This is a genomic window from Mesorhizobium sp. YL-MeA3-2017, from assembly GCF_030814575.1.
Lineage (GTDB): Bacteria > Pseudomonadota > Alphaproteobacteria > Rhizobiales > Rhizobiaceae > Mesorhizobium > Mesorhizobium terrae.
In genome coordinates this window covers 5,185,664-5,212,622 of record NZ_JAUSVH010000001.1, presented here as the reverse complement: position 1 = coordinate 5,212,622, position 26,959 = coordinate 5,185,664, and the positions used below count along the sequence as shown (strand labels likewise).

At 63.6% G+C, this 26,959-nt stretch carries 22 protein-coding genes and 1 pseudogene; 13 read left to right on the top strand and 10 right to left on the bottom strand.

All coding sequences use genetic code 11. The features are described from left to right. Positions 1-4: 4 nt before the first annotated feature. Positions 5-2,458, bottom strand: coding sequence for a penicillin-binding protein 1A (locus QFZ88_RS24600; RefSeq protein WP_024926529.1), 2,454 nt, complete (start codon positions 2,456-2,458; stop codon positions 5-7). A 410-nt stretch (positions 2,459-2,868) separates the two neighbouring features. Between QFZ88_RS24600 and QFZ88_RS24595 the strand changes: the two genes are divergently transcribed. Then, positions 2,869-3,681 carry a class I SAM-dependent methyltransferase gene (locus QFZ88_RS24595; protein WP_024926530.1) on the top strand — a complete coding sequence of 271 codons (813 nt, stop codon included), beginning with the start codon at positions 2,869-2,871 and terminating at the stop codon, positions 3,679-3,681. A gap of 6 nt (positions 3,682-3,687) precedes the next feature. Here QFZ88_RS24595 and QFZ88_RS24590 read toward each other — a convergent pair whose 3' ends face one another. Then, positions 3,688-4,935: an N-acetylmuramoyl-L-alanine amidase gene (locus QFZ88_RS24590; RefSeq protein WP_024926531.1), complete on the bottom strand. Its 1,248-nt coding sequence runs from the start codon at positions 4,933-4,935 to the stop codon at positions 3,688-3,690. Positions 4,936-5,571: 636 nt separating this feature from the next. Between QFZ88_RS24590 and QFZ88_RS24585 the strand changes: the two genes are divergently transcribed. Then, positions 5,572-8,382: an Rne/Rng family ribonuclease gene (locus QFZ88_RS24585; protein WP_024926532.1), complete on the top strand. Its 2,811-nt coding sequence runs from the start codon at positions 5,572-5,574 to the stop codon at positions 8,380-8,382. 118 nt (positions 8,383-8,500) lie between these two features. On the opposite strand, the gene QFZ88_RS24580 is transcribed toward QFZ88_RS24585, so the two are convergent. Further along, complete coding sequence (locus QFZ88_RS24580; protein ID WP_373426398.1) at positions 8,501-8,728, bottom strand: DUF378 domain-containing protein; 228 nt, start codon at positions 8,726-8,728, stop codon at positions 8,501-8,503. Between the two features lie 112 nt (positions 8,729-8,840). Next, on the bottom strand, positions 8,841-9,989 hold the full coding sequence (locus QFZ88_RS24575; RefSeq protein ID WP_024926534.1) for a pyridoxal phosphate-dependent aminotransferase: 1,149 nt from the start codon (positions 9,987-9,989) through the stop codon (positions 8,841-8,843). Positions 9,990-10,199: 210 nt separating this feature from the next. Between QFZ88_RS24575 and QFZ88_RS24570 the strand changes: the two genes are divergently transcribed. The 7 genes from QFZ88_RS24570 to QFZ88_RS24540 all read left to right on the top strand — a co-directional run bounded on the left by QFZ88_RS24570 (position 10,200) and on the right by QFZ88_RS24540 (position 18,781). Further along, complete coding sequence (locus QFZ88_RS24570; RefSeq protein ID WP_244431210.1) at positions 10,200-11,549, top strand: M48 family metalloprotease; 1,350 nt, start codon at positions 10,200-10,202, stop codon at positions 11,547-11,549. Positions 11,550-11,611: 62 nt separating this feature from the next. Then, on the top strand, positions 11,612-12,382 hold the full coding sequence (locus QFZ88_RS24565) for a DsbA family protein (RefSeq protein WP_024926536.1): 771 nt from the start codon (positions 11,612-11,614) through the stop codon (positions 12,380-12,382). 163 nt (positions 12,383-12,545) lie between these two features. After that, positions 12,546-12,980, top strand: coding sequence for a type II 3-dehydroquinate dehydratase (aroQ, locus tag QFZ88_RS24560; protein WP_024926537.1), 435 nt, complete (start codon positions 12,546-12,548; stop codon positions 12,978-12,980). Positions 12,981-13,006: 26 nt separating this feature from the next. Beyond that, positions 13,007-13,471, top strand: a complete 465-nt coding sequence (accB, locus tag QFZ88_RS24555) for an acetyl-CoA carboxylase biotin carboxyl carrier protein (protein WP_024926538.1) — start codon at positions 13,007-13,009, stop codon at positions 13,469-13,471. Between the two features lie 18 nt (positions 13,472-13,489). Next, entirely contained in the window at positions 13,490-14,836 is a 1,347-nt protein-coding gene (accC, locus tag QFZ88_RS24550) for an acetyl-CoA carboxylase biotin carboxylase subunit (protein ID WP_024926539.1), read from the top strand. Between the two features lie 116 nt (positions 14,837-14,952). Further along, positions 14,953-15,564, top strand: a complete 612-nt coding sequence (gene aat, locus QFZ88_RS24545) for a leucyl/phenylalanyl-tRNA--protein transferase (RefSeq protein WP_024926540.1) — start codon at positions 14,953-14,955, stop codon at positions 15,562-15,564. A 235-nt stretch (positions 15,565-15,799) separates the two neighbouring features. Next, positions 15,800-18,781: an autotransporter outer membrane beta-barrel domain-containing protein gene (locus tag QFZ88_RS24540; RefSeq protein WP_024926541.1), complete on the top strand. Its 2,982-nt coding sequence runs from the start codon at positions 15,800-15,802 to the stop codon at positions 18,779-18,781. A 101-nt stretch (positions 18,782-18,882) separates the two neighbouring features. On the opposite strand, the gene QFZ88_RS24535 is transcribed toward QFZ88_RS24540, so the two are convergent. Further along, positions 18,883-19,278: a rhodanese-like domain-containing protein gene (locus tag QFZ88_RS24535; RefSeq protein WP_024926542.1), complete on the bottom strand. Its 396-nt coding sequence runs from the start codon at positions 19,276-19,278 to the stop codon at positions 18,883-18,885. Positions 19,279-19,360: 82 nt separating this feature from the next. Here QFZ88_RS24535 and ftrA point away from each other — a divergent pair, with 82 nt between their 5' ends. Continuing rightward, positions 19,361-20,329, top strand: coding sequence for a transcriptional regulator FtrA (ftrA, locus tag QFZ88_RS24530; protein WP_036253300.1), 969 nt, complete (start codon positions 19,361-19,363; stop codon positions 20,327-20,329). Between the two features lie 36 nt (positions 20,330-20,365). On the opposite strand, the pseudogene QFZ88_RS24525 reads toward ftrA, so the two are convergent. Together QFZ88_RS24525 and QFZ88_RS24520 are read right to left on the bottom strand one after the other, a co-directional pair. Next, positions 20,366-20,794, bottom strand: a pseudogene (locus QFZ88_RS24525) (DUF2155 domain-containing protein); the annotation flags it as partial. 403 nt (positions 20,795-21,197) lie between these two features. Beyond that, a complete protein-coding gene (locus tag QFZ88_RS24520; RefSeq protein WP_024926545.1) occupies positions 21,198-21,596 on the bottom strand; it encodes an NADH:ubiquinone oxidoreductase subunit NDUFA12 in 399 nt (132 codons plus the stop codon). Between the two features lie 240 nt (positions 21,597-21,836). On the opposite strand from QFZ88_RS24520, the gene panB reads away from it, so the two are divergent. Both panB and panC read left to right on the top strand, forming a co-directional pair. Next, the gene (gene panB / locus QFZ88_RS24515) at positions 21,837-22,676 is read left to right on the top strand and encodes a 3-methyl-2-oxobutanoate hydroxymethyltransferase (RefSeq protein ID WP_024926546.1); all 840 of its coding nucleotides are present in this window, start codon (positions 21,837-21,839) and stop codon (positions 22,674-22,676) included. After that, entirely contained in the window at positions 22,673-23,524 is an 852-nt protein-coding gene (gene panC / locus QFZ88_RS24510; protein WP_024926547.1) for a pantoate--beta-alanine ligase, read from the top strand. Before panB ends, panC begins: the two co-directional genes overlap by 4 nt. Before the next feature lie 22 nt (positions 23,525-23,546). Here the strand turns inward: panC and QFZ88_RS24505 are convergent, their stop codons facing one another. Then, on the bottom strand, positions 23,547-24,068 hold the full coding sequence (locus QFZ88_RS24505) for a hypothetical protein (protein WP_024926548.1): 522 nt from the start codon (positions 24,066-24,068) through the stop codon (positions 23,547-23,549). Between the two features lie 102 nt (positions 24,069-24,170). On the opposite strand from QFZ88_RS24505, the gene QFZ88_RS24500 reads away from it, so the two are divergent. Next, positions 24,171-24,794 (top strand): TetR/AcrR family transcriptional regulator, encoded by a 624-nt coding sequence (locus tag QFZ88_RS24500; RefSeq protein ID WP_051504842.1) that lies wholly within the window; start codon positions 24,171-24,173, stop codon positions 24,792-24,794. Positions 24,795-24,848: 54 nt separating this feature from the next. Here QFZ88_RS24500 and QFZ88_RS24495 read toward each other — a convergent pair whose 3' ends face one another. Together QFZ88_RS24495 and gatB are read right to left on the bottom strand one after the other, a co-directional pair. Beyond that, positions 24,849-25,331: a GNAT family N-acetyltransferase gene (locus tag QFZ88_RS24495; protein WP_024926549.1), complete on the bottom strand. Its 483-nt coding sequence runs from the start codon at positions 25,329-25,331 to the stop codon at positions 24,849-24,851. 5 nt (positions 25,332-25,336) lie between these two features. Continuing rightward, entirely contained in the window at positions 25,337-26,839 is a 1,503-nt protein-coding gene (gatB, locus tag QFZ88_RS24490) for an Asp-tRNA(Asn)/Glu-tRNA(Gln) amidotransferase subunit GatB (protein ID WP_024926550.1), read from the bottom strand. Positions 26,840-26,959: the final 120 nt, after the last annotated feature.

Genomic DNA, 26,959 nt, shown 5'->3' with positions numbered 1-26,959 from the left:
GATACTAGTAGAGGCCGCCGCCACCCGACTGGATGGCTTGCGAAGCCTGCGGCGACAATCCCGTGCCGGGGCCGTTCGAGCCGTCGGTGCCCATGCCGATGACCCAGTAGCTGTCGGCCGGACCGGTGCCGGGCTTGAAGGCTTCCATGATCGTGGCAGGATCGCCTTCGGCGGCACGCATGCCGGTCTTGCGGTTGATAGCGACCTGGGTCATGCCGTCCGGCATCTTGAACTCGATCTTCGGCTGGCCGACCAGCGCTTCGCGCATGACGTCCTTGAAGACAGGCGCGGCCAGACCGCCGCCGGTGACACCCTTGCCCAGCTGCCTGGGCGTGTCGTAGCCAAGGTAGAGACCGACAACGAGGTTCGGCGTGAAGCCGATGAACCAGGCGTCCTTCTCGTCATTGGTGGTGCCGGTCTTGCCGGCGATCGGATAGCCGAGCTGCGAAATGGTAACAGCCGTACCGCGCTGGACGACGCCTTCCATCATCGAGGTGATCTGGTAGGCAGTCATCGGGTCGAGCACCTGCTCGGAATTGTCGACCAGATCAGGCTCGGGCTGGTTCTTCCACTCGGTGGCGTTGCAGTTTTCGCAGGTCCGTTCGTCCTGGCGGAAAACGGTCTTGCCGTAGCGGTCCTGGATACGGTCGATGACCGACGGTTTGATCGACTTGCCGCCATTGGCCATGATCGAATAGGCCGAGACCATGCGCATGACGGTGGTTTCGCCAGAACCCAGCGCCATAGGCAGATAAGGCGCCAGGTGATCGTAGACGCCGAAACGCTCGGCATATTCAGCCACCAGCTTCATGCCCATGTCGTTGGCAAGCCGCACCGTCATCAGGTTGCGCGACCGCTCGATGCCGGAGCGCAGCGTCGCCGGGCCGGCCGAGCCACCGTCATAGTTTTTCGGCGTCCAGGTGGTGTTGCCGGTCTGGATGGTGATCGGCCCGTCCATGATGACGGAGGCCGGCGTATAACCGTTGTCGAGCGCCGCCGAATAGACGATCGGCTTGAACGACGAACCCGGCTGGCGCATCGCCTGGGTGGCGCGGTTGAATTCCGACGCCGCATAAGAGAAGCCGCCGACCATGGCGAGCACGCGGCCGGTATGCGGGTCCATGGCGATCAGACCGCCCTCGACCTCGGGAACCTGACGCAACAGGTAGTCGGAACCGCTGTCGTCCTTCTTCTGCACGAAGATGACGTCGCCCGGCTTCAGCACTTCCGAAGGCGACTTTGCCTTCAGCGTCTTGTCGCCCTGCTTGTAGCGCATGGCCCAGCTCATGTCGTCACGGGTGATCGTTCCCTCGACCCGCTCCTTGACCAGATCGCCGGAGGCGGCGCGGTCCGGCTGCAGGCCGATGCTGAGACCCTTGTCGGAACTGTCGAGCACGACGGCCAGCGACCATTCCGGCACGTCGCTCAGGCCCTTGACGGCACCGAGCGGCACGCCCCACTCGCCGGACACGTCGATCTTCGTCACCGGGCCGCGATAGCCGCGCAGCGTGTCGAACTTCATCAGGCCGTTCTGCATCGACTTGCGGGCGATGAGCTGCAGCTTGGGATCGAGCGTCGTGCGGATGGAAAGGCCGCCCTCATAGAGCGCGTTCTCGCCATAGCGGGAGATGATCTGGCGGCGCACTTCCTCGGTGAAGTATTCGCCGGCGAACAAATAGGTGCCGTTGCGGCGCGGCTTGACGCCGAGCGGCTCGGCCTTGGCCTTGGCGCCCTCTTCCTTGGTGACGTAGCCATTCTCGACCATCTGGTCGATCACCCAGTTGCGGCGCTCGATGGCGCGCTCAGTGTGACGGAACGGATGGTAGTTGGACGGGCCGCGCGGCAATGCGGCGAGATAAGCGGCCTCGGACACGGTCAGCTCGTTCACCGACTTGTCGAAATAGGTCAGCGCGGCGCCGGCGACGCCGTAGGCGCCCAGGCCGAAGAAAATTTCGTTCAGATAGAGCTCGAGGATGCGGTCCTTGGAATAGGCCTGCTCGATGCGGAAGGCGAGAAGCGCTTCCTTGATCTTGCGGTCCATCGTCTGGTCGGCGGTCAACAGGAAGTTCTTCGCCACCTGCTGCGTGATGGTCGAGGCGCCGACCGGGCGGCGCGAGCCCCAGTTCTGGACGTTGACGATGATGGCGCGGCCGAGACCGGTGATATCGATGCCGGGGTGGCTGTAGAAATTCTTGTCTTCCGCCGAAAGGAACGCGGCCTTGACGCGGTCCGGCACGGCCTGGATCGGCAGATAGAGGCGGCGTTCGCGCGCATATTCCGCCATCAGCGCGCCGTCGGAGGCGTGGATACGGGTGGTCACCGGCGGCTCGTATTTGGCCAAGACCTCGTAGTCCGGCAGCTGCTTGGCCAGATTGCCGACATACATCGCGACAACCGCCGCGGCCACCAATGCCAGCATCGTGCCGATGCCGAAGAAATAGCCGATAAGACGAATCATGCCCGCTCCAGTCCGTGGCTCAGGATTTCCCTAGCGCATGGTCCCGGAAATCGGAATCGATTTCCCGAACAAACCCACGCATCACCTATGCACCACGGCAATCTCGGCGACGGTTCCTGCCCGAGACGCCATAAACGATACCGTTTGCCACGCAAGTCCCGGGAACAGTCCCGGCTCGCTCGCCACCCTTTGTCGCGGCGATGTGGGCAAATTGCGGCAATAGCCAACTTACTGGTCAATTGGCCAAAGAATATCATCCGGTGTTGTCTTGACGCAACGCCGAGGAAAAGAGCGCGCGCCCTTCGCATCTTCAATTGCCGCGCCGTTGTGCCCTCGCGGTCAAAAACGGCGCGAAGCAAACAGTTCCGTGCTAGTCTCGCGCATCATCGGACAGACGGTGGGTGATCGTCATGTTGGAAGCAGACAAGCTATTTGCTGGCTCCATCCCGGAAAACTACGACCGCTACATGGTGCCATTGATTTTCGCGCCGTATGCCGCGGATCTTGCTCAACGTGCAGCGTCGTTGTCGCCCGTCGCCGTCCTGGAAGTCGCCGCAGGCACCGGAGCCGTCACCCGCGCATTGGCGCCGAAACTCTCCACCGACGCGCGCTATGTCGTCACCGACCTCAACCAGCCAATGCTTGACTACGCCGCATCGCGACAGGCCGCCGACAGCCGCATCACATGGCGCCAGGCGGATGCATTGGCGCTGCCGTTCGAGGATGCGACCTTCGACCTCGTCTGCTGTCAGTTCGGCGCGATGTTCTTTCCCGATCGCCCTGCCGCCTATCGCGAGGCAAGGCGGGTGCTGAGACCGGGAGGGCATTTTCTGTTCAATGTATGGGATCGCATCGAGGAGAATGCCTTCGGGAACGACGTGACCAACGCGCTCGCAAGGTTTTTTCCGGATGATCCGCCGCGCTTCCTGGCGCGCACGCCGCACGGCTACCACGACACGGCCTTGATACGCCGCGAATTGGAGAGCGTGGGTTTTTCCCACGTCGCGACCGAGACGAAAGCCGAGCAGAGCCGTGCCCCCTCGCCCCGCCTTCTGGCCGTAGCTTATTGCCAGGGAACTGTTCTTCGCAGCGAAATCGAAGCCAGGGATGCGGGAAAGCTGGAAGCGGCGACCGATTACGTTGCAACCGCGATCGCGGAGAAATATGGCAGCGGCGAACTTACCGCCAAGATCCAGGCACACATCATCACGGCTGCGATCTAGGCGGCATCAGCCGCCGGCGTTCACACGGGAAGCAGCGAAGGACGACACCGCCTTGGCGATGCTGTCGGCGGCCTTGCCGCGCCATTCCGGGTCGGTGAGCTGGGCCTCGTCCTTGGCGTTTGACAGGTAGCCAAGCTCTACCAGCACGGAAGGCACGTCAGGCGCCTTCAACACGCGGAAACCGGCGAAGCGATGCGGGTTGTTGATCAGGCCGACGCTCGTCGACAATTGCCCAACCAGTGTCTGGGCAAAGCCCATCGAGAAGGAATGCGTCTCGCGGCGGATCAGGTCGATCAGAATGTCGGTGACTTCCTGGCTCTCTTCCTTGATCTCCATGCCGGCGAACTGGTCGGACAGGTTTTCGCGGGCGGCGAGCGCCTGGGCTTCCGGGTCGGACGCCTTGTCGGAAACCGTGTAGACGGTGGCGCCGCGGATGCCCTTCAGGCGGATCGTGTCGGCGTGGATGGAAATGAACAGGTTGGCGCCGCGCTGGCGGGCGATGCGCACGCGATCGTCGAGGCGCAGATAGGTGTCGTCGTCGCGCGTCAGCGAGACATCGTACTTGCCTTCGGCGACCAGCTTGTCGCGCAATTCCTTGGCGAAAGCGAGCGTGACATCCTTTTCGATTGTGCCGTTCAGCCCCTCGGCGCCGCCGTCGACGCCGCCATGGCCGGGGTCGAGCACCACCGTGAAGCGGTGGCTCGCCGCCACCGGGACAGGTTTCGCCAGGCGCTCGCGCTTGTCGGGCGCGACGGTCGAGGCGGTGGTCAAGGCCTGGTCCGCCAGCGCAGCGTCAAATTCCTTGTCGGAAACCGCGGAAATGTCGAGCGCCATGCGATAGCCCGAGCCGTCCTCGTTCTTGAGCACGTCCAGCTTGTCGACGTGGAACGGCCCCTTGGTGATCAGGATCAGCCGCGAGGTGTTTGCGTCGTGCAGACCGTAGCGCACGCCTTTGACGAGGCCGCGGGCCTTCAAATCCTTGGCGCTGAAGGAAAGCTTGGTGTTGGGAAGATCGACGACAAGGCGGTGCGGTCCGCGCAGCAGGAACCATTTCGGGTTCGGCTCGCGATCGAAGTTGATGACGATGCGCATCTTGGTGGCATCGCCGGCCATCTTATAGCCGTTGGCCGCGATAGACGCCTCGGCGGCATGCGAAACGGAAGGGGTGGCAAGGCAGGTGACAGCGAGGAAAAGCGCGCACAACAAGGCAGCCAGGCGGTCGAGACCCTTGTGTATGATTGGCTGCAGCCCCATTTCAATTCCAGTCGCTTCCGGGTCGACGTGCTCGCCGGCGGTTGTTCACACACGCAGGTAGGCCGCGAACTCGATTAACGATTGGTATCCAGAGAAGGTTAACCAAGCCTTTTCGCGGGCGTTTTCCGTTCCGCCCCGGCTTTTTGCCGGCATGGAAATCGGGGTTGCCTTCGACCGCTCCAAATCATAAAAGCGACAGTGGGTCTCTGCAATCCCGGAGCCTCCTCGCCGCGCAGCATTCCGCTGCAATCCACAGGCAGGATGGCTCTTTCGCTCAAAGCGACAGGATGGCAGTCGATCGCGACGATTTTCGCAGGTGCCCACCCAAGGCGGGGGAAGCAGCTGCGGCAGGAAAACGGCATGGGTTGTCCCGCGCCGGCTCGACATGAGCAAACAAGCTGGTCCGGTTTTCCGGGCTTTGGTTCAAAAAGGTCCGTTCGGTTTTGACGGTTTCAGGCACTATATTGGAAAGGTCCGCATTCAACCGCGCCATCATGGCTGCGGGCGGCACCGCCATCACCCTGAAGCGGCCCACTGCGGACGATCAAATATCCGGCACGCACGCAAACGCAGCATCACGGCAGTGGACATCGTTCCGCTCGCCGCCGCTGGCGGCTGCCGGGAGGAAACACAATAATGCCCAACAAGATGCTAATCGATGCCTCCCACCCGGAGGAAACACGCGTCGTCGTCATTCGCGGTAACCGCATTGAAGAATTTGACTTCGAATCGCAAGACAAGAAGCAGCTCAAAGGAAACATCTACCTCGCCCGCGTAACGCGTGTAGAGCCATCGCTTCAGGCGGCTTTCGTCGAATATGGCGGCAACCGCCACGGCTTCCTCGCCTTCTCCGAAATCCATCCCGACTATTACCAGATCCCGGTCGCCGACCGTCAGGCGCTGCTGCGCGCCGAGGCCGAGCAGGCCGAGGACGAGGAAGACGACGAGAATGGCGACGGCGACGAGCGCCAGGACCGCAACCGCGGACGTCGCGGCAGACGTCGCGGCCGCAACCGCGAGCGCGGCGAACGCAAGCGCGACGCCTCGACCGGCGAAAACGGTGAAAACGGCGACGACAGCGTCGCCGAGGCCTCTGATGACGCCCATGAAGGCGTCGAGACCAATGGCGACGGCGAGAACGAGAGCGCCAAGGGCGGCTCGATCGCGGCCAGCGTCGAAGTCGACGTGATTTCGGAAACCGTCGAGGTGGTGGAAACCATCGGCGACGAGGCCCATCACAGCGAAGAACACGCGACCGAAGACCACGCGCCCGCCGCCGATTCGGATCGCGGCATGCTGGAAGAGGTTCCGGTCGCCCATTCCGACGAACACGAGATCGAATCGGTTGGTGCCGAGGATGCACTCGAGGAAATCCGCAACCGCCGCAAGCCGGTGCGCAAGCAGTACAAGATCCAGGAAGTCATCAAGCGCCGCCAGATCCTGCTGGTGCAGGTCGTCAAGGAAGAGCGCGGCAACAAGGGCGCGGCGCTGACCACCTATCTGTCGCTCGCCGGCCGCTACTCGGTGCTGATGCCGAATACGGCGCGTGGCGGCGGTATCTCGCGCAAGATCACCAACGCCCAGGACCGCAAGCGGCTGAAGGAAGTCGTCACCGACCTCGAAGTGCCGCAGGGCATGGGCGTCATCCTGCGCACCGCCGGCGAAAGCCGCACCAAGGCGGAGATCAAGCGCGACTACGAATATCTGATGCGGCTGTGGGAAAACGTCCGCAACCTGACCCTGCAGTCGACGGCCCCTGCCCTCGTCTATGAGGAAGGCTCGCTGATCAAGCGCTCGGTGCGCGACCTCTACAACAAGGAGATCGACGAGATCCTTGTGGCCGGCGAGGACGGCTATCGCGAGGCCAAGGACTTCATGCGCATGCTGATGCCCAGCCATGCCAAGATGGTCCAGCCCTATCGCGACACATCGCCGATTTTCGCCCGCAACGGCATCGAGGCGCAACTCGACAAGATGCTGCAGCCACAGGTGACGCTGAAGAGCGGCGGCTACATCATCATCAACCAGACCGAAGCTCTCGTCTCCATCGACGTGAACTCCGGCCGCTCGACGCGCGAACATTCCATCGAGGATACCGCGCTCCAGACCAATCTGGAGGCGGCCGATGAAGTGGCGCGCCAGCTCAGGCTGCGCGATCTCGCCGGCCTGATCGTCATCGACTTCATCGACATGGAAGAGAACCGGAACAACCGGGCCGTCGAAAAGAAGATCAAGGATTGCCTGAAGAACGACCGCGCGCGCATCCAGGTCGGACGCATCTCGCATTTCGGCCTTCTGGAAATGAGCCGCCAGCGCATTCGCGCCTCGGTTCTGGAATCGACCATGAAGCCGTGCCCGCATTGCGGCGGCACCGGCCATGTGCGGTCCGATTCGTCGGTGGCACTGCTGGTCGTGCGTGCGATCGAGGAATTCCTGCTCAAGGATTCGCGCAGCCACATTACCGTGCGCACCCCGGCGGCCACCGCGCTCTATGTTCTCAACCATAAACGCGCGACGCTGGTGGAGCTGGAAAGCCGCTTCGGCCTGACCATCACCGTCGAGGCCGACGAGACGGTCGGCTCACAGCATTACCAGATCACGCGCGGCGCGCTGGCCGAGAAGCCGGAAGGTTTCGTCGAAGTGCGCCAACAGCCGATCCCGATCGAGATCGAGGAGCCGGAAGACGACATCGTCGTCGAGGAAGAGGACGAAGCCGAGGCCGAGAGCGAACAGCCGCAGGCGAGCCAGCAGGCCCGCGACGGCGACAGCCAGCGCGACCGCAAGCGTCGTCGTCGCCGCCGGCGTCGTGGCGGCAAGGATCGCGATCACGCCGCACCGGCTTCGGCTGACGACGGAAACGCCGTCTCGGCTGATGGCGAAGACGAAGCCGACGACGAGGTTGAGGTCGTTGCGGCCGAGGCTGCGAGCGCCGATGCCGAGGCAAGCGCTGCTGCCGAGGCCGACGACGATGGCGCGGCTAAGAAGCGCCGGCGCGGCAAGCGCGGCGGCAAGCGCAACCGCAAGGAAGACGGCGAGGCCGGCGACGAGACGGCTGAAGCCGTAGCGGCCGACGAAAAGGCCGAGGCTGTCGCCGAGGCACCCGTGGCCGAGGTGGTCGCCGAACCAGCGCCCGTGGTCGAGGAAGCACCAGCCGAAAAGCCGAAGAAACCGCGCCGTACCGCGAAGTCGAAGAAGGCCGAGGCGGAAGCCGCAGCAGCTGAGGCGGCCGCCGCTGCCGAAGCGCCCGCCGCGATCGTCGTCGAGCCGGCGCCGGCAGCACCGGAAGCTCCGGCCGAAAAGAAGCCACGCGCGACGCGCCGCAAGGCGGCCGCCACCGAGGCTCCCGCCGCGCCGGTGGTTTCCTCGGTCGTCACGACCGAGACCGAAGGCGCGGGCGAGGAAAAGCCGAAGCGCGGCGGCTGGTGGCAGCGCAAGGGTTTCTTCTAGCCCCGGGCAAGGCTAGCGTGACGGAAGCCAGCCGCTTCCGTCGATCGCGGCTTTGAGACATGAACAGCAAAAGGGCGACGGCACGAATGCCGTCGCCCTTTTTCGTCGTCGCACACTGTCAGTGATGGCGGATATGGCGCTCCGCCGAAACCTCGCCCTCGCTGAAGGCCTGCACGAACGGCATCAGCTGCCACACGGCCGACAGGCCTACGATCACGTAAGCCAGACGGGCCGCAGCGCCGCCGCTACCTCCGAACAGCGTACCGAGAACGTCGTAGCCAACGACGCCCACGGCCAGCCAGTTCAGGCCGCCGAGAATGACCAGGATGAGGGTTATAAGGTTCATGGCGCGCATTTGTGCCTCCATGAGTTGTTGCCTGCATAACAACGCGCAAGTGCACCGGCCGTTCCCGCCCAGTCGCGAAATCGTGAACGAAGACGGCGAAGAGCCCCCTTGCCTATTTCAACCAGCGCTCTAGCCGACTGACCGCCTCGACGATCTCGTCATGGCTTCCCGCATAGGAAAAGCGCATGGTGCGGTGTCCCTGCAAGAGGTCGAAATCGCGGCCAGGCGTTGCGGCGACATGGGCCTCTCCCAGCATGCGCCCGGCGAACGCCATGCTGTCGTTGGTCAGCCGCGAGACATCGCAGAAGGCATAGAAGGCACCGTCCATGGGCGCCGCCAGCGCAAAGCCGAGTTCCGGCAGCCGCTTCATCAGCAATTCGCGGTTCCAGGCATAGCGGGCCTTGACCGCCTCCAGATCCGCCGTCGCCTTGAACGCCTCGATGGCGGCAACCTGCGACAGTTCGGGCGCCGAGATGTAGAGGCTCTGGGCGATGCGCTCGACCGGCCTGACCAGTGGCTGCGGCAGCACCATCCAGCCGATGCGCCAGCCGGTCATGCAATAATATTTGGAAAAGGAGTTGATCACGGTGACGTCGCGGCCGAATGCCAGCGCCGTGGTGTCGGGCGCATTATAGGCAAGCCGATGATAGATCTCGTCGGAAATTACCGCGATGCCGAGCGTGTCGGCCGTCTCGACCAGCTCCTTCAGCGCGTCGGCCGGGATGACGGCGCCGGTCGGGTTGGCCGGACTGGCGAACAGCACGCCTTTCAAGGGCTTGTCGGCGTGCGCGGCGCGCAGATGCTCGGCGTGCAGATAAGCGGCGCCCTCCAGCTCGATCTCCACCACCTCGATGCCGAGTGCCGCCATGATGTTGCGATAAGCCGGATAGCCAGGCGCGGCGATGGCGACGCGGTCGCCGGCATCGAACATCGCCAGGAATGCCAGGTTGAAGGCGGCCGAGGAACCGGTGGTGACGGCAATGCGTTCCGGCGCCACGTCGAGCCCGTAATGCTCACCATAATGCGCTGCGATCGCACGGCGCAGCGCGGCGAGGCCAAGCGCGTCGGTATAGCCGATGCGACCCGCTTTAAGGGCCGCGGCCGCCGCTTCGCGCACGATTGCCGGGGCGGGATCGGACGGTTGGCCGACAGCCATCGAGATGACATCCTTGCCCTGCGCGATCAGCCGATTGGCACCGGCGAGGACGTCCATGGCGTGGAAAGGCTCGACGTCACCGCGCCGCGAAAGCGAAACTACCATTGTTAACGACAACTCCCGGCGGCAGTCGCTGCAGTACACGTCGGACTGGCCGAGCGTACGCCGCACAATTGCCCGATTGATGGGGATCACAAGTTCGGTAAGTTTTCGCCCGCCGCCTTTTCATCGTCAACTGCCTCGTCTACCAGTGTACACATCATGCTGAGCCTTTCACGACCGGGACCGAGGATCGCCAGGACTGCGCGTGCCCTGATGACGCTGGCGCTCGGCACGGCGGTGGCCTTGACCGGCACCGTCTCCGCCTTCGCCCAGAACGTGCCGGTGGTGCGCGACGCCGAGATCGAAGCGCTGGTTCGCGACTATGCCAAGCCGATCTTCAAGGCGGCGGGGCTCTCCAATGCCGGCCTGCAGATCGTGCTGGTCAACGATCCGAGCTTCAACGCCTTCGTCGCCGGCCGCCGCGTCTTCATCAACACCGGCACGCTGATGCAGGCGGAGACGCCGAACGAGGTGATCGGCGTTCTGGCGCACGAAACTGGACACATCGCGGGCGGCCACCAGCAGCGGCTGCGCGACCAGCTCGAACGCGCCAAGACCATGGCGATTGTCGCCGGCCTGCTCGGCGCCGGCGCGCTGGTTGCCGGTGCCGCCACCGACAGCCGCGGCCTGGCGGGCGCCGGCATGGGCCTCGCCACCGGCGGCACCGAGATGGCGCAGCGTTCGCTGCTTGCCTATCAGCGCAGCGAGGAGATAACCGCCGACCGCTCCGCCATCACCTACCTCAACGCCACCGGCCAGTCCGGCGCCGGCATGCTGAAGACCTTCAAGCGCTTCCAGAGCGCGCTGTCGCTCTCCGGCGCGCGCGTCGACCCTTACCGCATCAGCCACCCGATGCCGCAGGAACGCATCGCCAACCTGCAGGAACTGGTCGCCAAGAGCCCCTATCTGGACAAGAAGGACGCGCCGGGCCTGCAGCAGCGTCATGACATGATGCGGGTCAAGATCGCCGCCTTCACCCAGGGCCAGGCAGCAACGTCGCGGCTTCTGCGCAAGAACCCGGACACGGTCGCCATCCAGTATGGCGACGCCATTACCACCTATCTGACCGGCAATCCGAATTCGGCTCTGTCGAAGACCGACGCCCTGCTCAAGGGCCAGCCGAAGAACCCGTATCTCTACGAATTGCGCGGCGACATATTGATGAAGGCCAACCGGGCGAAGGAAGCGGCGGCGGCCTATTCCAAGGCGGTCAGCCTCGACCCGGCTAAATCGGGCCTGCTGTCGGTCTCCTACGGCCAGGCGCTGCTTGCGCAACGCACGCCCGAAACCCTGAAACAGGCCGTCGCGCAGATTTCCAGCGGCCTCGAACGCGACCGCGAGAACGCCGCCGGCTACCGCTTCCTGGCGCAGGCCTATGGCGAGCTCGGCGAAGTGGGCCGGGCCGAACTGGCGACCGCCGAAGGCTATTATTACCAAGGCGCCAGCAAGGACGCCAAGATCTTCGCCATGCGAGCACAGAAGCTGCTCAAGCCCGGCGAACCGGCCTGGGTGCGTGCCCAGGACATCATCGGCGCCAAGGCGCTGCCAAAGGATTCCAACTGAAGCGCCCACCATATCCTGAACAGGACCGGCGCAAGCCAAGACAGGCGAGAGGAAAGACGACCATGAACAAGACCCATTTGCTCGGCACCGTCGGGGCGGTTGCCGCCTTCGCCGCCCTTGCCGTCGGCTTCACCGCCAGCGCCACCCGCCCGGCCCTTGCCGACACCAAACTCGACAAGGCTCAGGTCGAGGAGATCGTGCGCGACTACCTCCTGAAGAACCCGGAAATCCTGCTCGAAGTGCAGGACGCGCTGGAGGCCAAGCAGAAGGACGAGCAGAAGCTCGCGGCGCTCGGCGTCATCAAGGAAAACAAGGACGCGATCTTCAATTCGGCCTTCGACACCGTCGTCGGCAATCCGAAGGGCAAGGTGACGATCGTCGAGTTCTACGACTACAATTGCGGCTTCTGCAAACGCGCCATGTCCGACATGGCTGCGCTCACCAAGACCAATCCGGACCTGCGTTTCGTGCTCAAGGAATTCCCGATCCTCGGCCCGGATTCGCAGAAGGCGCACGTCGTTTCGCAGGCTTTCCAGAAGCTGATGCCGCAAAAGGCCGGCGAATTCCATTTGGAGCTGCTCGGCGGCCAGACCCGCGCCACCGAGGACGTCGCCATCAAGGTCGCGGTTTCGCTGGGCGCCGACGAGGCCAAGCTGCGCGAAGCGATGAAGGACCCGGCGATCATCGAGCGCTTCGCCAAGACCTATGATCTCGCCAACAAGCTGGCGATCACCGGCACGCCTTCCTATGTCATCGGCAACGAGGTCGTGTTCGGCGCGCTCGGTGCCGATGTTCTGGAGCAGAAGATCAAGACGGCCAAGCCGACGCTGTAGAGCGTCTCCGCGCCGTAGCCGGGCGGGCCAGTCCGTCCGGAAGCGGCGCGTTCGCGCTGTGGACAGGGCAAGAACGCACTTGCGCTCTTTTCGCGGCCGGTTATGCCCATTATAGAGGTCCGGCGCGCCGGCTACGTTCGGCGCGGGGAAAGGTGCCATTTTTTTGAAAACGGTTTTCGTCCTCAACGGTCCCAACCTCAACATGCTCGGCAAACGCGAGCCGTCCATCTATGGCGACAAGACACTGGACGACATCGCCGCCGATTGCGTGAAGGTAGGAACCGAACTCGGGCTGACCGTCGACTTCCGCCAGTCGAATCATGAAGGCCATCTGGTCGACTGGATCCAGGAAGCGGGCGAGCTTGCGGCCGGCGTCGTCATCAATGCCGGCGCCTACACTCACACCTCGATCGCCATCCACGACGCCATCAGGGGCGTTGCCCCGTTGCCCGTCGTGGAAGTGCATCTCTCGAACATCCACGCGCGCGAGCCGTTCCGGCATGTGTCCAGGATCGCCCCGCACGCCGTGGGCATGATCTGCGGCTTCGGGCCGCTTGGCTACACGCTGGCGCTGCAGGCGCTTGCCGCTCGCATATGAGCGGAAAGACAAAAGAAGGGTCGGACATGACGACGAAGAAAACCGGTGTTGATCAGCAACTGATCCGCGATCTCGCGGGCATCCTGAACGACACCAATCTAACCGAGATCGAAGTCGAGCTCGGCGATCTGAAGCTGCGCGTCTCGCGCCATGCACCGGCGGTTCACGCCATCGCGGCGCCGGCGCCCATGATTGCCCAGCAGGCCGCGGCAACCGCCGCTGCGCCGGCGGCAGCGGCAAGCCCGGCCGATGTTTCCAAGAACGCGGTCCCCTCGCCCATGGTCGGCACCGCCTATCTCGCCCCCTCGCCCGACGCCAAGCCCTTCGTCGAGATCGGCCAGAAGGTGAAGGAAGGCCAGACGCTGTTGATCATCGAAGCCATGAAGACCATGAACCAGATCCCGTCGCCGCGCGGCGGCACGGTGACGGCGATCCTGATCGAGGACGCGCAGCCGGTCGAATACGGAATGCCGCTCGTCGTGATCGAGTAAGGCGCGGGGACGGACGGAATGATCCAGAAGATCCTGATCGCCAATCGCGGCGAAATCGCACTGAGGGTCCTGCGCGCCTGCAAGGAACTCGGCATCCAGACCGTTGTCGTGCACTCCACTGCCGACGCCGACGCCATGCATGTGCGCCTTGCCGACGAGAGCGTGTGCATCGGCCCGCCGCCGTCGCGCGACAGCTACCTCAACATCCATCAGATCGTCGCCGCCTGCGAGATCACCGGTGCGGATGCCGTGCATCCGGGCTATGGCTTCCTGTCGGAGAACGCCAAGTTCGCCGACATCCTGGCGGCGCACAACATCACCTTCATCGGCCCCTCGGGCGACCATATCCGCATCATGGGCGACAAGATCGAGGCCAAGCGCACTGCCAAGCGCCTCGGCATCCCGGTCGTTCCAGGTTCGGAAGGCGCGGTCACCGACGAAAAGGAAGCCAAGCGCGTGGCCGCCGAGATCGGCTACCCGGTCATCATCAAGGCCTCAGCCGGCGGTGGTGGACGCGGCATGAAGGTGGCGCGCACGGAAGACGATCTGGAAGTGGCGCTTGCCACGGCCCGGTCGGAAGCGGGCGCGGCCTTCGGCGACGACGCGGTCTATATCGAGAAATATCTCGAGAAGCCGCGCCATATCGAATTGCAGGTGTTCGGCGACGGTTTTGGCAATGGCGTGCATTTCGGCGAGCGCGACTGTTCGCTGCAGCGCCGTCACCAGAAGGTCTGGGAAGAAGCGAACTCGCCTGCCCTCAACGAGGAAGCCCGCGCCCGCATCGGCGGCATCTGCGCCAAGGCGGTCGCCGATCTCGGCTATTCGGGTGCCGGCACCATCGAATTCCTCTACGAAAACGGCGAATTCTACTTCATCGAGATGAACACCCGCCTGCAGGTGGAGCATCCGGTAACGGAAGCGATCACCGGCATCGACCTGGTGCACGAGCAGATCCGCGTCGCTTCCGGCGGCGGGCTTTCGGTGCGGCAGGAGGACATCAAGTTCAACGGCCACGCCATCGAGTGCCGCATCAACGCCGAGGACCCGCGCACCTTCACGCCATCGCCCGGCACGATCACGCATTTCCATACACCCGGCGGCCTGGGCATTCGCGTCGATTCCGGCGTCTATTCGGGCTACAAGATCCCGCCCTACTATGACAGCCTGATCGGCAAGCTGATCGTGCACGGCCGCAACCGCGTCGAATGCATGATGCGGCTGCGCCGCGCGCTCGACGAATTCGTGGTCGACGGCATCAAGACGACGCTGCCGCTGTTCCGCGACCTGGTCGGCAATGCCGATATCGCCAATGGCGACTACGACATCCACTGGCTGGAAAAGTACCTGGCAGCCACGGCCGAGTAAAAAATGGCAGGCCCTTCTCTTTTACGGGAGAAGGGCATCTTCCTCCCGGCGAGACTGGCGGCATCGCACTTTTCGACATCTCGAAGGCCATGCACCAGGCGCGCTATAAAGGCCCAATGACTCGCCCCTTCGCGCCCGGCTATCGCATCCCGACCGACCTTTTGCTCAAGGCGTATGCCTCGGGTGTCTTCCCGATGGCCGAGAGCGCCGACGATCCGGAGGTGTTCTGGGTGCGGCCGGAAACGCGCGGCATCATTCCGCTCGACGATTTCCATGTGCCGAAAAGCCTTGCCAAGACGATACGCAAGGCACCCTTCGACATCCGCTTCGACCACGACCTTGCCGCGACCATCGATGCCTGCGCCGAACAGCGCCAAGTGCGCCAGTCGACCTGGATCAATGCGCCGATCCGCGAAGCCTATGTGAAACTGCACGAGATGGGGCATTGCCATTCGGTCGAGGCCTGGCAGGAAGGCCGAATGGTCGGCGGGCTCTATGGCGTGTCGCTGGGGCGCGTCTTCTTCGGCGAGAGCATGTTTTCGCGCGAGACCGACGCCTCGAAAATCTGCCTTGTCCATCTGGTGCAAAGGCTGAACGCGCGCGGTTTTGCCCTGCTCGACACCCAGTTCACCACCGAGCACCTGAAGCGCTTCGGCGCCGTCGACGTGCCACGCGCCCGCTACGAGAAGATGCTGGCCGCCGCCTTGCAGGGTCGCGCCGACTTCTAGCACCTGGCATTTCGGCTGGTTCGATTGATGCCCCGATGTTGGACCAAATCAAAAAAGCCGGGCATTTCAAGCAGATGGGCTATCTTTTTAGCGCACGCTTACCTATGGTCACGGGACTGGGTGGGTTTCAAACAACAATCGGAATTCGGGCGTCGGTGGATTGAATACACCGGCTGGTGACCCGTAAATTCCGGCAGGGGGCATTTTGCAGTACAAAGCATTTGGGCGATCAGGCGTGATCGCAACGGCGTCCGTTGTCGCCATTTCCACCGCCATGTGGGCTTCCCAAGCAGCGGCACAATTCACGCTTTCAGTGCCGCGGACGGTGCCCATTCTGTTGTCCGGCCCGATCGGAACCCTCCACGTTACAAACAGCGGTTCCATCACTCTCAACAACAACAACGCCATCTGGACAGGCAGTGTCGCTCCGTTCGGCACATGGACAATCAATGTCGATGGCAGCCTCAAGGTTCTCCCCGGCGCAGACACGTACAACGCCATTCAGCTTCTCGGTGGCGGAACGGTCAACGTCTCGTCCACCGGCCAGGTCGAAGGCACGCAAACCGGAATAGAAATCCGGAGCAGCCTCGGCAATGTCCAGAATGACGGCATAATCCGTGGACAGAAAGGCGCCGCCATCTACATCGATGCGGGAGGTGTCGCCGAAAATCGAGGCACAATCGTAGGCGGCGTGGCCTTCGGCAACGCGCCCGGCACTTTTATCAACAAGAGCTCGATCTCAGGCAATGGTAACGACTACGGCTACCCGTACGGCATCACCATGAGCAAAGGCGGTTCCGTCAACAATTCCGGAACCATCGAATTCACCAATGTAGGCCAGACATTCTATAGCGCCGGAGATATCAACTTCATAAACTCCGGCACCTATAGCGCTGTCGGCGCCACGAGCCAGACTTCCTCCGTGATGATGGTGAACGGCGCAGTCGTCGCCGACAATTCGGGCCTCATCAAGGGGCGAGATCTCGGCATGTTCGTTTCCGGCGGAACCGCCGATGTCACCAACTCCGGCACGATACAAGGCACCACGCTTCACGCGGTTGCGTTGCATACGGGGACAGGCGTCGCGTCCTTCAAGCAAACTGCTGGCAAGCTCGAAGGTGGACGGCACGGCCTTTCGGTCCTGACCAAGGGCGATACCACCGTGGCCGTGAGCGGCGGCTCGATCACCGGCGGCATGACCGACGCCACCGGCGTCGGCGTGATATTCCGAGACAGTGGCAAGACCACCATGACGGTCAGCAACGCCACGATTTCGGGCCGGGCGGCCGCCATCCAGGGCGGCTCGGGAACATTCGACCTCAAGCTTGGCCAGGGCAGCAACATTCAGGGCGATATCAAGCTCGGCTCTGGCGATTCCAAACTCGAGATCGCGACGGGTGTGATCGTCAACGGCAAGATAGACGGCGAAGCGGGCATCAATACCTTGCGGCTCACCGGTGCAGGCAGCAGCACGCTTTCCAGCGACATCCTCAACATTGCCGCGCTTGAGGTCGATTCCAGCGGTGGTGTCTGGAAATTGACGGGCAGCGGAACGTTTGCCAATGGCATAAAGATCGTCGCGGGCGAGCTTTCCGTGAATGGCAATTTCAACGCGGCGACGACCGTCGGCGCCGGCGCCTTGCTGGAAGGCAACGGCACGCTAGGCACCACCATCGTCACCAGCGGCGCGACCGTGGCACCCGGCAATTCCATCGGAACGCTACACGTAGCCGGCGATCTCACGCTGGGAAGCGGGTCGGTCTATGCCGTCGAAATCGGCGGGGGCGGCACAGCGGACCTGTTGAGCATTACCGGCAAGGCGATATTGCAGGGCGGCACCGTTTCCGTGACCGCGCTCGATCCCGAGGCCAGCTACCGGAATGGCCAAAGCTACACGATCCTGACCGCGGCAGGCGGCGTAGTCGGAACATTCGACCCGACAGTTCTGTCGAAATCCGCGTTTCTCCAGGCTGATCTCAACCACACGGCCAACGCCGTGGCCCTGGTGATCGCGACGAAAACACCTCCTGTGGTGGTAGTGCCGCCAATCGTCAAACCCAAGCCCGAAGCGCCGCCGCTTTTCACTACGGTGACGCAGACGCAGAACCAGTACGCCACGGCAGGCGCCCTGGACAGGCTTGAGCAGAAGGGAGCCTCACTGGCGCTCTACAACCGCCTGCTGGTGCTGGATGCGGCTTCGGCCCGCGGCGCATTCGATCTCTTGTCCGGCGAGATGCATGCCTCGATCAAAAGCATGCTCCTGGAGGACAGCCACGCCATGCGTGACGCGGTGTTGGCCCGGCTGCGCGCAACATCCCGCGATACAGGCCCGACCGCCTTGCCGATCATGTCCTTCGGCCCCGGTGGCACGGACATTGCCATTGAGGATCCCGACAAGCTCGCCCTCTGGGCGGACGCCTTCGGTTCCTGGGGACGATGGGACGGCGGCGCCAATACAGCAAGGTTCGATCGCTCCACCGGAGGGCTGCTGATGGGCGGCGATGCCGCGATCGGCGATCATTGGCGCGCCGGCCTGGTTGCCGGTTACAGCCACACCAGCTTCGACTTGGATGCCCGCGCATCGTCCGGTAATAGCGACAACTACCATCTCGGCGTCTTTGGCGGCGGCCAGTGGGGGGCGTTTGGCCTACGCGCCGGCGGCGCCTACACCAGGCATAAGCTGGAAACAGCCCGCACCGTCGACTTTAGCGGGTTCTCGGACGCCCTTGCCGCCGACTACGATGCCGGAACCGCGCAGGTCTTCGGCGAGGCCGGCTACCGCTTCGATACGGATGCGCTCCATTTCGAACCTTTTGTCGGCCTCGCTTATGTCAGCGTCCGGAACGACGGCTTTACCGAAAAAGGCAATGCCGCGGCACTCACCGCCAGCTCAGCCGCGTCAGATGCGACGTTCACCACCATTGGTTTGCGCGCCGAGACCGATTTCACGCTGGGCGATGTCAAGGCATCGGCACGCGGCATGATCGGCTGGCGTCATGCCTTTGGCGATGTCGTTCCGCAGTCGGGGCTTGCTTTTGCCAATGGCGGCGCCTTCACGGTAACGGGCACGCCGATCGCCGAAAATGCCGCGGTGATCGACGCCGGCGTTGATTTTGCGGTATCGCCCGTTGCCACGCTCGGTGTCTCCTATAGCGGCCAGTTCGCCGGCAAGGCGCGCGACAATGGGTTCAGGTCGCAGCTGAAGATTTCATTCTAAGGAATGGACCGCTGAAGATCGGCCGCGGGGACGCGGCCGATCTTCCCCTGGTTACCTGCGCCCTGCTCCTGCCACAGGCGGCGTATTGGCTCAACGAACCGTCACGAACCGGCCGCCAGTTCGAAACCTTCATACCGCCAGCCGCTGATGCCGCCGCTCATGATCTTGACCGGCCTTCCGAGCTCGGCAAGGCGCAAGGCGCCGCGCGCAGCGCCGTTGCAATGCGGCCCTGAGCAATAGGCGACGAAGATGGTCTCCTCGTCCCACGCCTCCATCTTCGACCTTACGATCTTGCCGTGCGGCAGGTTGATCGCGCCGGGAACGTGCCCCTTCGCAAACATGGCCGGGCTGCGCACATCGAGCAGTACGAAATCAGCACCTTTCGACAGCGATTCGTGAACATCCCAGCAGTCGGTTTCAAACTCGAATTCGGCGACGAAATGCGCGCGGGCGCGGTCGCTTGGCGCCGGCTTCACGGCGGTTACATAGCTCGGCATGGCGTCTCTCCTTTGGTCCGCCCCTTGTCATCTCCTGCGCGCCGGCTTGCAAATGGCGTGAATGACAATATACGTAAAGATCATGCCAAACCCTTCCGAACCGCTCGTCGTTGCGCTGTTGTATGACGGCCTGTGCACGTTCGAATTCGGCATCGTCGCCGAAATCTTCGGCCTGGCACGGCCCGAAATGGGCCCGAACTGGTATCGCTTCGCGAGTTGCCCGGTCGATGAGGGCCCGATGCGCGCCCATGGCGGCCTCAGGCTGGTGGCCGACGGCGCGCCCGAACTGATCGAGCAGGCGGACATCATTGTCGTTCCGGGCTGGCGCGGCGCCGATGCTCCGGTGCCCGAGGAGTTGTGCCGGCGACTTCGCGATGCCCATTCCAGGGGCGCACGCCTAGCGTCGATCTGTTCGGGCGCCTTCGTGCTGGCGGCGACAGGATTGCTGGATGGCGGCACGGCCACAACGCATTGGCGTTATGCCGAACCGTTTCGGCGCCGTTTTCCCGGCATTACCGTCGACGAAACCTCGCTCTACCGCGAGCACGACCGCATCCTGACTTCCGCCGGCAGCGCGGCGGGCATAGACCTGATGATCGAGATCGTGCGGCAGGATTTTGGCGCCGTCGCCGCGAACTCGGTTGCGCGGCGGCTGGTAATGCCCGCGCACCGCGCCGGCGGACAGGCGCAGTTTCTGGAACGACCGGTGCCTCACCGCAAGGGCTCGGAGATCGCCCCGCTGCTCGACACGCTTCGCGCCAATCTGCAGTCGCGCTGGACCGTCGAGGCCATGGCCGCCGAATGCCGGATGAGCGCCCGAACCTTCGTGCGCCGATTCGCCGACGCGACCGGAACCTCGCCCGGCGATTGGCTCGTCGAAGAACGCATCGCATGGGCAAAGCAGTTGTTGTGCCGGCGGCCCCTCAGCATCGACGACGTCGCCGAAGCCGTCGGCTTTGGCAGCGCCTACACGCTTCGGCACCATTTCCGCAGGCATGTCGGCATCAGCCCGACCGAATACCGCGCGCGCTTCATGGCGGAGCTGACCTGATCATGCGACGCGTCGGTAGCGGCAGGCCGCCGCCAGCTACTTCTTGGCGTTGACCTTGGCCGGAGCGCCGGACGACGGCGTGTTGGGCGCCTGCGGCGCAGGCACGTCGGACTTCTGCTTGCAGCCCTTCAGCCAGACGTCATAAACGGCGTGCTCGACGGCATTCAAGCCGGGGCTTTCGGCGAACATCCAGCCGGTGAAGATGCGGCGGATCTTGCGGTCCAGCGTGATCTCATCCACCTCGACGAAGGAATCGGTCTTCGGCGCATCGGCGCCCGGGCGCGAATAGCAAACGCGCGGGGTGACCTGCAGCGCGCCGAACTGCACCGTCTCGTCGATATAGACGTCGAACGAAATGATGCGGCCGGTGATCTTGTCGATGCCGGAGAATTCAGCGACCGGATTGGCGACGCGCTCGACCGCCGGCGTGTGGGAAGGTTGTTCCTTGGCCGCCTTGTTCTGGGCAGGCTTGCTTTGGGCGGGTTGGTTTTGGCCGGGCTGGTTCTGGGCAGGTTGCGGCTTGACTGTCTGACCCGGAGCGGCTTGTTCAGCCGGCTGGCCTTGGTCAGGCTGCTCCTGCATGGGCTGACCGAGATTCGGGTCCGGCTGGACCTGGAACGGCACATTGGACGGCGTTTCGTTCGCCGGCGGGTCCCAGGGCATCTGCTGCGAATTCGCATGAAGCGGGTGAGCAACCGCCAGCATCGCTGCCAAGGCACCGGTCGAAAGGCGGCTGAAAGATTTCATACGGACGACCCGTCTTTGGGCAATTGATTCTCGACGCCCAAAGGTAGAGCGTTCCGGCGAAGCGAACCAGCTAAACGGCAAATGTGGCGAGAACCCGAATATAGCGAGAGCCCAAACCGGCTCAGGAACCCGGCGTCCAGGCGTCGTAGTCGCCCGTCACCTGGGGACGATGCTGCGTGCCGAGAATGGAACCCTTCGGCCGGTAGGCGGCGGGGCTGCCGGTCAAGTTCGGTTGATACGGCTTCTGCCATTCGCGCGGCTTGTAGGTCTCGTTGACCGGCGCAACGTCGACGCGGTGATGGATCCAGCCGTGCCAGCCGGGCGGGATCGCCGAAGCTTCCGACTTTCCGGCATAGATCACCCAACGACGGGTCAGGCCGTCCGAATTGATGCCGCCTTCGTAATAGACGTTGCCGAACTCGTCCTGGCCGACCTTCTTGCCGTGGCGCCAGGTGTGGAAACGCGTGCCCAGCGTCTGGCCGTTCCACCAGGTGAAAAACTGCGTCAGAAAGCCTGCCATGCTGGTCCTCGCGGGCGTATGCGGTTGCCTGCTTATGGCGCTCCACTCGGCGGAAGGCAAGGGTTTAGATGGTTGCTGCTTCTCCTTCTCCCCTTGCGGGAGAAGGCAAGCGTCTATCTTTTCGCAATTGCTCAATAATTATCTCGCACTTGCAAAAAACTTAGCCGCTCCGTATCCCTAGCAGGTCCGGTCCGCCGGGCTCTCGGACAGGCCCCGCCCGTCCGTCGAGGGAGGAGAAAGATGGCTTCCGACGCGACTGCGGCCACGCCCCGCATCACGCCTGCCGAGCTTATGGCCCGCAAGGGCGGCACGCCCATCGTTTGCCTGACCGCCTACACCTATCCGATCGCCCGGCTGCTCGATCCGCATGTCGATCTTCTCCTGGTCGGCGACAGCGTCGCCATGGTGTTGCACGGCCACAAGACGACGCTCGGTGCCACCATGGAGATGATGATCCTGCACGGCCAGGCGGTGATGCGTGGTTCGTCCCATGCCTGCGTGGTGCTCGACATGCCGGCCGGCAGTTACGAGCACTCCTCCGCCGAAGCGCTGGCCTCCGCCCGGCGGCTGATCGCCGAAACCGGCTGCGACGCGGTCAAGCTGGAAGGCGGCGTCGACATGGAGGCGCAGATTGCCGCGATCACCAGCGCCGGCATCCCGGTGATGGGCCATATCGGGCTGCAGCCGCAGTCGGTGGAGAAGGACGGCGGCTACAAGATCAAGGGCGGCACCGACGACGCCATTGCCGCGCTGCTTGCCGATGCACAGGCGGTCGAGCGCGCCGGTGCCTTCTCAATGGTCATCGAAGGCACGATGGAACCGGTGGCCGCCGAAATCACCCGCCGGTCCGCCATTCCCACCATCGGCATCGGCGCGAGTGCGGTCTGCAACGGGCAGATCCTGGTCATAGATGACGCCATCGGGCTGACCGTCGACCGCGTGCCGAAATTCGTCAAGGAATATGCCGTGCTGCGCGACATCGTGGCCGAGGCGGCCGCACGCTATGGCTCGGAGGTGCGCGCCCGCAGCTTCCCCGGCCCCGAACATGTCTTCCAGCCCAAGGGCAAGGCAGAATCATGAAACAGCCACAAGTCATTGAAACTGTTTCCGATCTTCGCGCCGTGGTGCGGGATTGGCGCAGCCAGGGCCTGAGCGTCGCTATGGTGCCGACCATGGGCGCCCTGCATGACGGCCATGTCTCGCTGATGCGCATCGCGCTGGAACGTGCCGATCGCTGCGTGGTGTCGATCTTCGTCAATCCGACGCAGTTCGCGCCGACCGAAGACCTCGACAAATATCCGCGCCAGCTTGCCGCCGACCTCGAGCGGCTGGCGCACGCCGGCGTGCAACTCGCCTTCACGCCGACGGCGGCGGAAATGTATCCGCACGGTTTTGCCGCCAAAATTGCCATTGGCGGCCCCTCGGCCGGGCTCGAGACGGACTTCCGCCCGACCTTTTTCGACGGCGTCGCCACCGTTGTGGCCAAGCTCTTCCTGCAGGCGCTGCCAGACTGCGCGATCTTCGGCGAGAAGGACTACCAGCAGCTCTGCGTGGTGAAGAAGCTCTGCCGCGACCTCGATATCCCTGTCGAAGTGATCGGCGCGCCGACCGTGCGCGATGCGCAGGGGTTGGCCATGTCCTCGCGCAACGCCTACCTCTCGCCGGCGGAACTGGCGGTTGGCCGGCAGCTCAACACCATCCTGCGCCACGCCGCATCGGCGCTTCAGCTGGGCGCCGATCCTGGAGAAACGCTCGAAACCGCCCGGCTGCATATCCTGGAGGCCGGTTTCGGCCGCGTCGACTATGTCGAAGCGCGCGAGAGCGACACGCTTGCGCCTTGGCGCCGCGACCGCGCCGGGCGCATCTTAGCCGCGGCTTGGCTCGGCACGACACGGCTCATCGACAATATCGAGGTGACGGGGATTTGAGGGCTCTGCCCAATCCGGAGCGTCAGGACGCCAACCCTCCGGCGATGATCTCAGCCGTCTTGGGCTGCGGCCGGGCCAGCAGATAGAATGCCAGCACGTGGGTGATCATCAAGGCCGGTACATAGAGGATCGGAACCCAATAGGCAGCAGCCAGTGCGCCAGCCCGATCCGGAAGCCCCAGCTGCACGCCGTGATAATAGTTGATGATGAGATCGGCCGTTCCCACCACGTTGAAGGCGACGACGAACAGCCAGAACAGCGGCCGCACCCGGACCGCCTGCAGCGCAACCATGGCCAGCACCCCGGTGATGAAATCGCCATAGGCAGCGGATGGCGCAAATCCTGCGGGCAAATCCGGACCGACGACGCCGGGAAGGATGAAGACCAGCCCGAAAAAGCGGAAACTATGCAGCGTGGCGATGGCGCGCTGCACCTGGAAATGGTCCATCGACTTCAGTTTCGGCAACACATAGGTGCCTAATATCAGCAACCATGGCACATAGCCGAGGACGAGTTGGATTGTGAAAATAGTCGCCGGCGACATAAACATCTCCCGTCGGGACCGCCCGATCAGCATGAGTGATGGAATGCGACAACATCGGCCGCTATGATGGTACCCATCGGTACCAAAGTCAAGGAGGACGCCGTGGCAACAGCATCCGAGACCTCGCCGCCGGATGATGCGGACCGGAAGCCGGCGCGGGCGCGCATCATCGACGCCGCCTTCGCGGCCTTTGGCGTGCACGGCTATGCTCAGACAAGCATGCTGGAGATCGCAACCCGCGCCAAAGTCTCCAAGCGCGAGCTCTACGCGCTGGTCGGCAACAAGCACGACATGCTGGTCGCCTGCATATCGGAGCGCGCCGGCCGCATGCGCCCTTTGGCCGGCACGCCTGAGCTTGATGATCGCGAAAGTCTCGCCGACGTTTTGTCGGCATTCGGCGAGCGACTGCTTCGCGAGATCAGTGACCCGGTTGTGCTGGGCGTCTTTCGCCTGGCGATCGCCGAGGCCGAACGGGCACCGGAGATCGCGCGGGCGTTGGATTCGATTGGCCGGGCGGCGGCGCGCAATGAGTTGACGGCGATCCTGGAACAGGCGCGGTCGCGCGGCCTGCTGGTCGGAGACACTGTCGATTTGACGGAGCTGTTCCTGGCGTTGCTGTGGGGCGACCTGTTGATGAAGCTGCTGCTCGGCCTTGCCGAACCGCCTGAGCCGGGAAAGATCAGGCAGCGCGCCCGCGGCGCCGCGTCGGCCTTCCTGCACCTGTAGCTGACAGGTCCACAGGCGCGCCGCGCTCCCGCGAGAAAAACGCAGGGCGCGCCTTCACCCCAACCGCTTTTCCATACTCACAATCATGGCGTCGACCCATTGAGTGGCGGGGCGCCTGCCAAATTCGACGAAGCCGTTTGCCCGGTAGAAGTCCCGCGCGCGCTGGTTCTTTTCCTCGACCTCCAGCCGCATCAGCCTGCATTCAGGAAAAGAATCTTCCAGTTCGGCCAGCAGCAGGCCACCAACGCCCCTGCCCTGCATTGACGGGCGCACGTCGAGTTCCGTCACTTCGACCAGTTCGTCTTCCTTCATCACCGCATGAGCCACGCCGGCAAGCTCGGCACCGGTGTCAGCAACGATGAATTCCGAACGCGGTTGCCTCAAAAGCTGTTTGAGCCAAGTCACGGAGTGCCAGTGTTCGGAAATCGCCGTCACGCCCTCCACGCCATAAATGGCGTCGTAGGTGGCATGCCATGTCTCGGCGAGCAGCGCCCTGATCGTCTCAAGGTCGCGCTCGCCCGCCGTGCGCACGAACATGGCGACTATTCCGTGATGCCGAGCTTGGCCTTGACCAGGTCGTTCACCGCCTGCGGGTTGGCCTTGCCGCCGGTCGCCTTCATGACCTGTCCGACGAACCAGCCCGCCATGGTCGGCTTGGCGCGCGCCTGCTCGACCTTGTCGGGGTTGGCCGCGATCACATCGTCCACTGCCTTTTCGATGGCGCCGGTGTCGGTGACCTGCTTCATGCCACGCTTCTCGACGATCTCCTTCGGGTCGCCGCCCTCGGCCCAGACGATCTCGAACAGGTCCTTGGCGATCTTGCCGGAAATGGTGCCTTCCTTGATGAGGTCGATGACACCGCCGAGTTGAGCCGGCGAAACCGGAGTCTCTTCAATGGCTTTGCCAGACTTGTTCAAGGCGCCCAGCAGGTCGTTGATGACCCAGTTCGCCACCGTCTTGCCGTCGCGGCCCGCCGCCACCTGCTCGAAATAGTCGGCAATCGCCTTTTCCGAGACCAGGATCGAGGCGTCATAGGCGGAGAGGCCGAGCTTCTCGACCAGCCGCGTCTTCTTGTCGTCCGGCAGTTCTGGCAGGTCCTTGGCCAAGGCATCGACATAGGCCTGGTCGAATTCCAGCGGCAAAAGGTCCGGGTCGGGGAAATAGCGGTAGTCATGCGCTTCTTCCTTGGAGCGCATGGAGCGGGTCTCGCCCTTCACCGCGTCGAACAGGCGGGTTTCCTGATCGATCTTGCCGCCGTCCTCCAGAATGGCGATCTGGCGGCGCGCCTCATATTCGATGGCCTGGCCGATGAAGCGGATGGAGTTCATGTTCTTGATCTCGCAGCGCGTGCCGAAACCCTCGCCCGGCCGGCGCACCGAGACGTTGACGTCGGCGCGCAGCGAACCCTCGTCCATGTTGCCGTCGCAGGTGCCGAGATAACGCACGATGGTGCGCAGCTTGGTGATGTAGGCCTTGGCCTCTTCGGAGGAACGAATGTCGGGCTTCGACACGATCTCCATCAGCGCCACGCCGGAGCGGTTCAGATCGACATAGGACATGGTCGGATGCTGGTCGTGCATCGACTTGCCGGCGTCCTGTTCGAGATGCAGGCGCTCGATGCCGACCTCGATATCCTCGAACTCGCCCTTCTTGTCCGGGCCTACGGAGACGATGACCGTGCCCTCGCCGACGATCGGCTGCTTGAACTGCGAGATCTGGTAGCCCTGCGGCAGGTCCGGGTAGAAGTAGTTCTTCCGGTCGAACACCGACTTGTGGTTGATCTCGGCCTTCAGCCCGAGGCCGGTGCGAATGGCCTGGCGCACGCATTCTTCGTTGATGACCGGCAGCATGCCGGGCATGGCGGCATCGACCAGCGACACATTGGCATTGGGCGCGGCACCGAAGGCGGTCGAGGCGCCGGAGAACAGTTTCGCTTCCGAAGTCACCTGGGCATGGACCTCCATGCCGATGATCACTTCCCAATCGCCGGTGGCGCCGGGGATCAGGCGTTTCGCGTCGGGCGTGCGGGTGTCGATGAGGGCCATGGGAACCTGTATTCGGGAAGCTGAGAAAATCGTCGGTTTGGGCTAGCGCAACCAGCCGCATGAGGCAAGACGCCGAAAGCTCCGCCTCGCTTCACCTCTTGTAGGAAAAACTTTGCACCT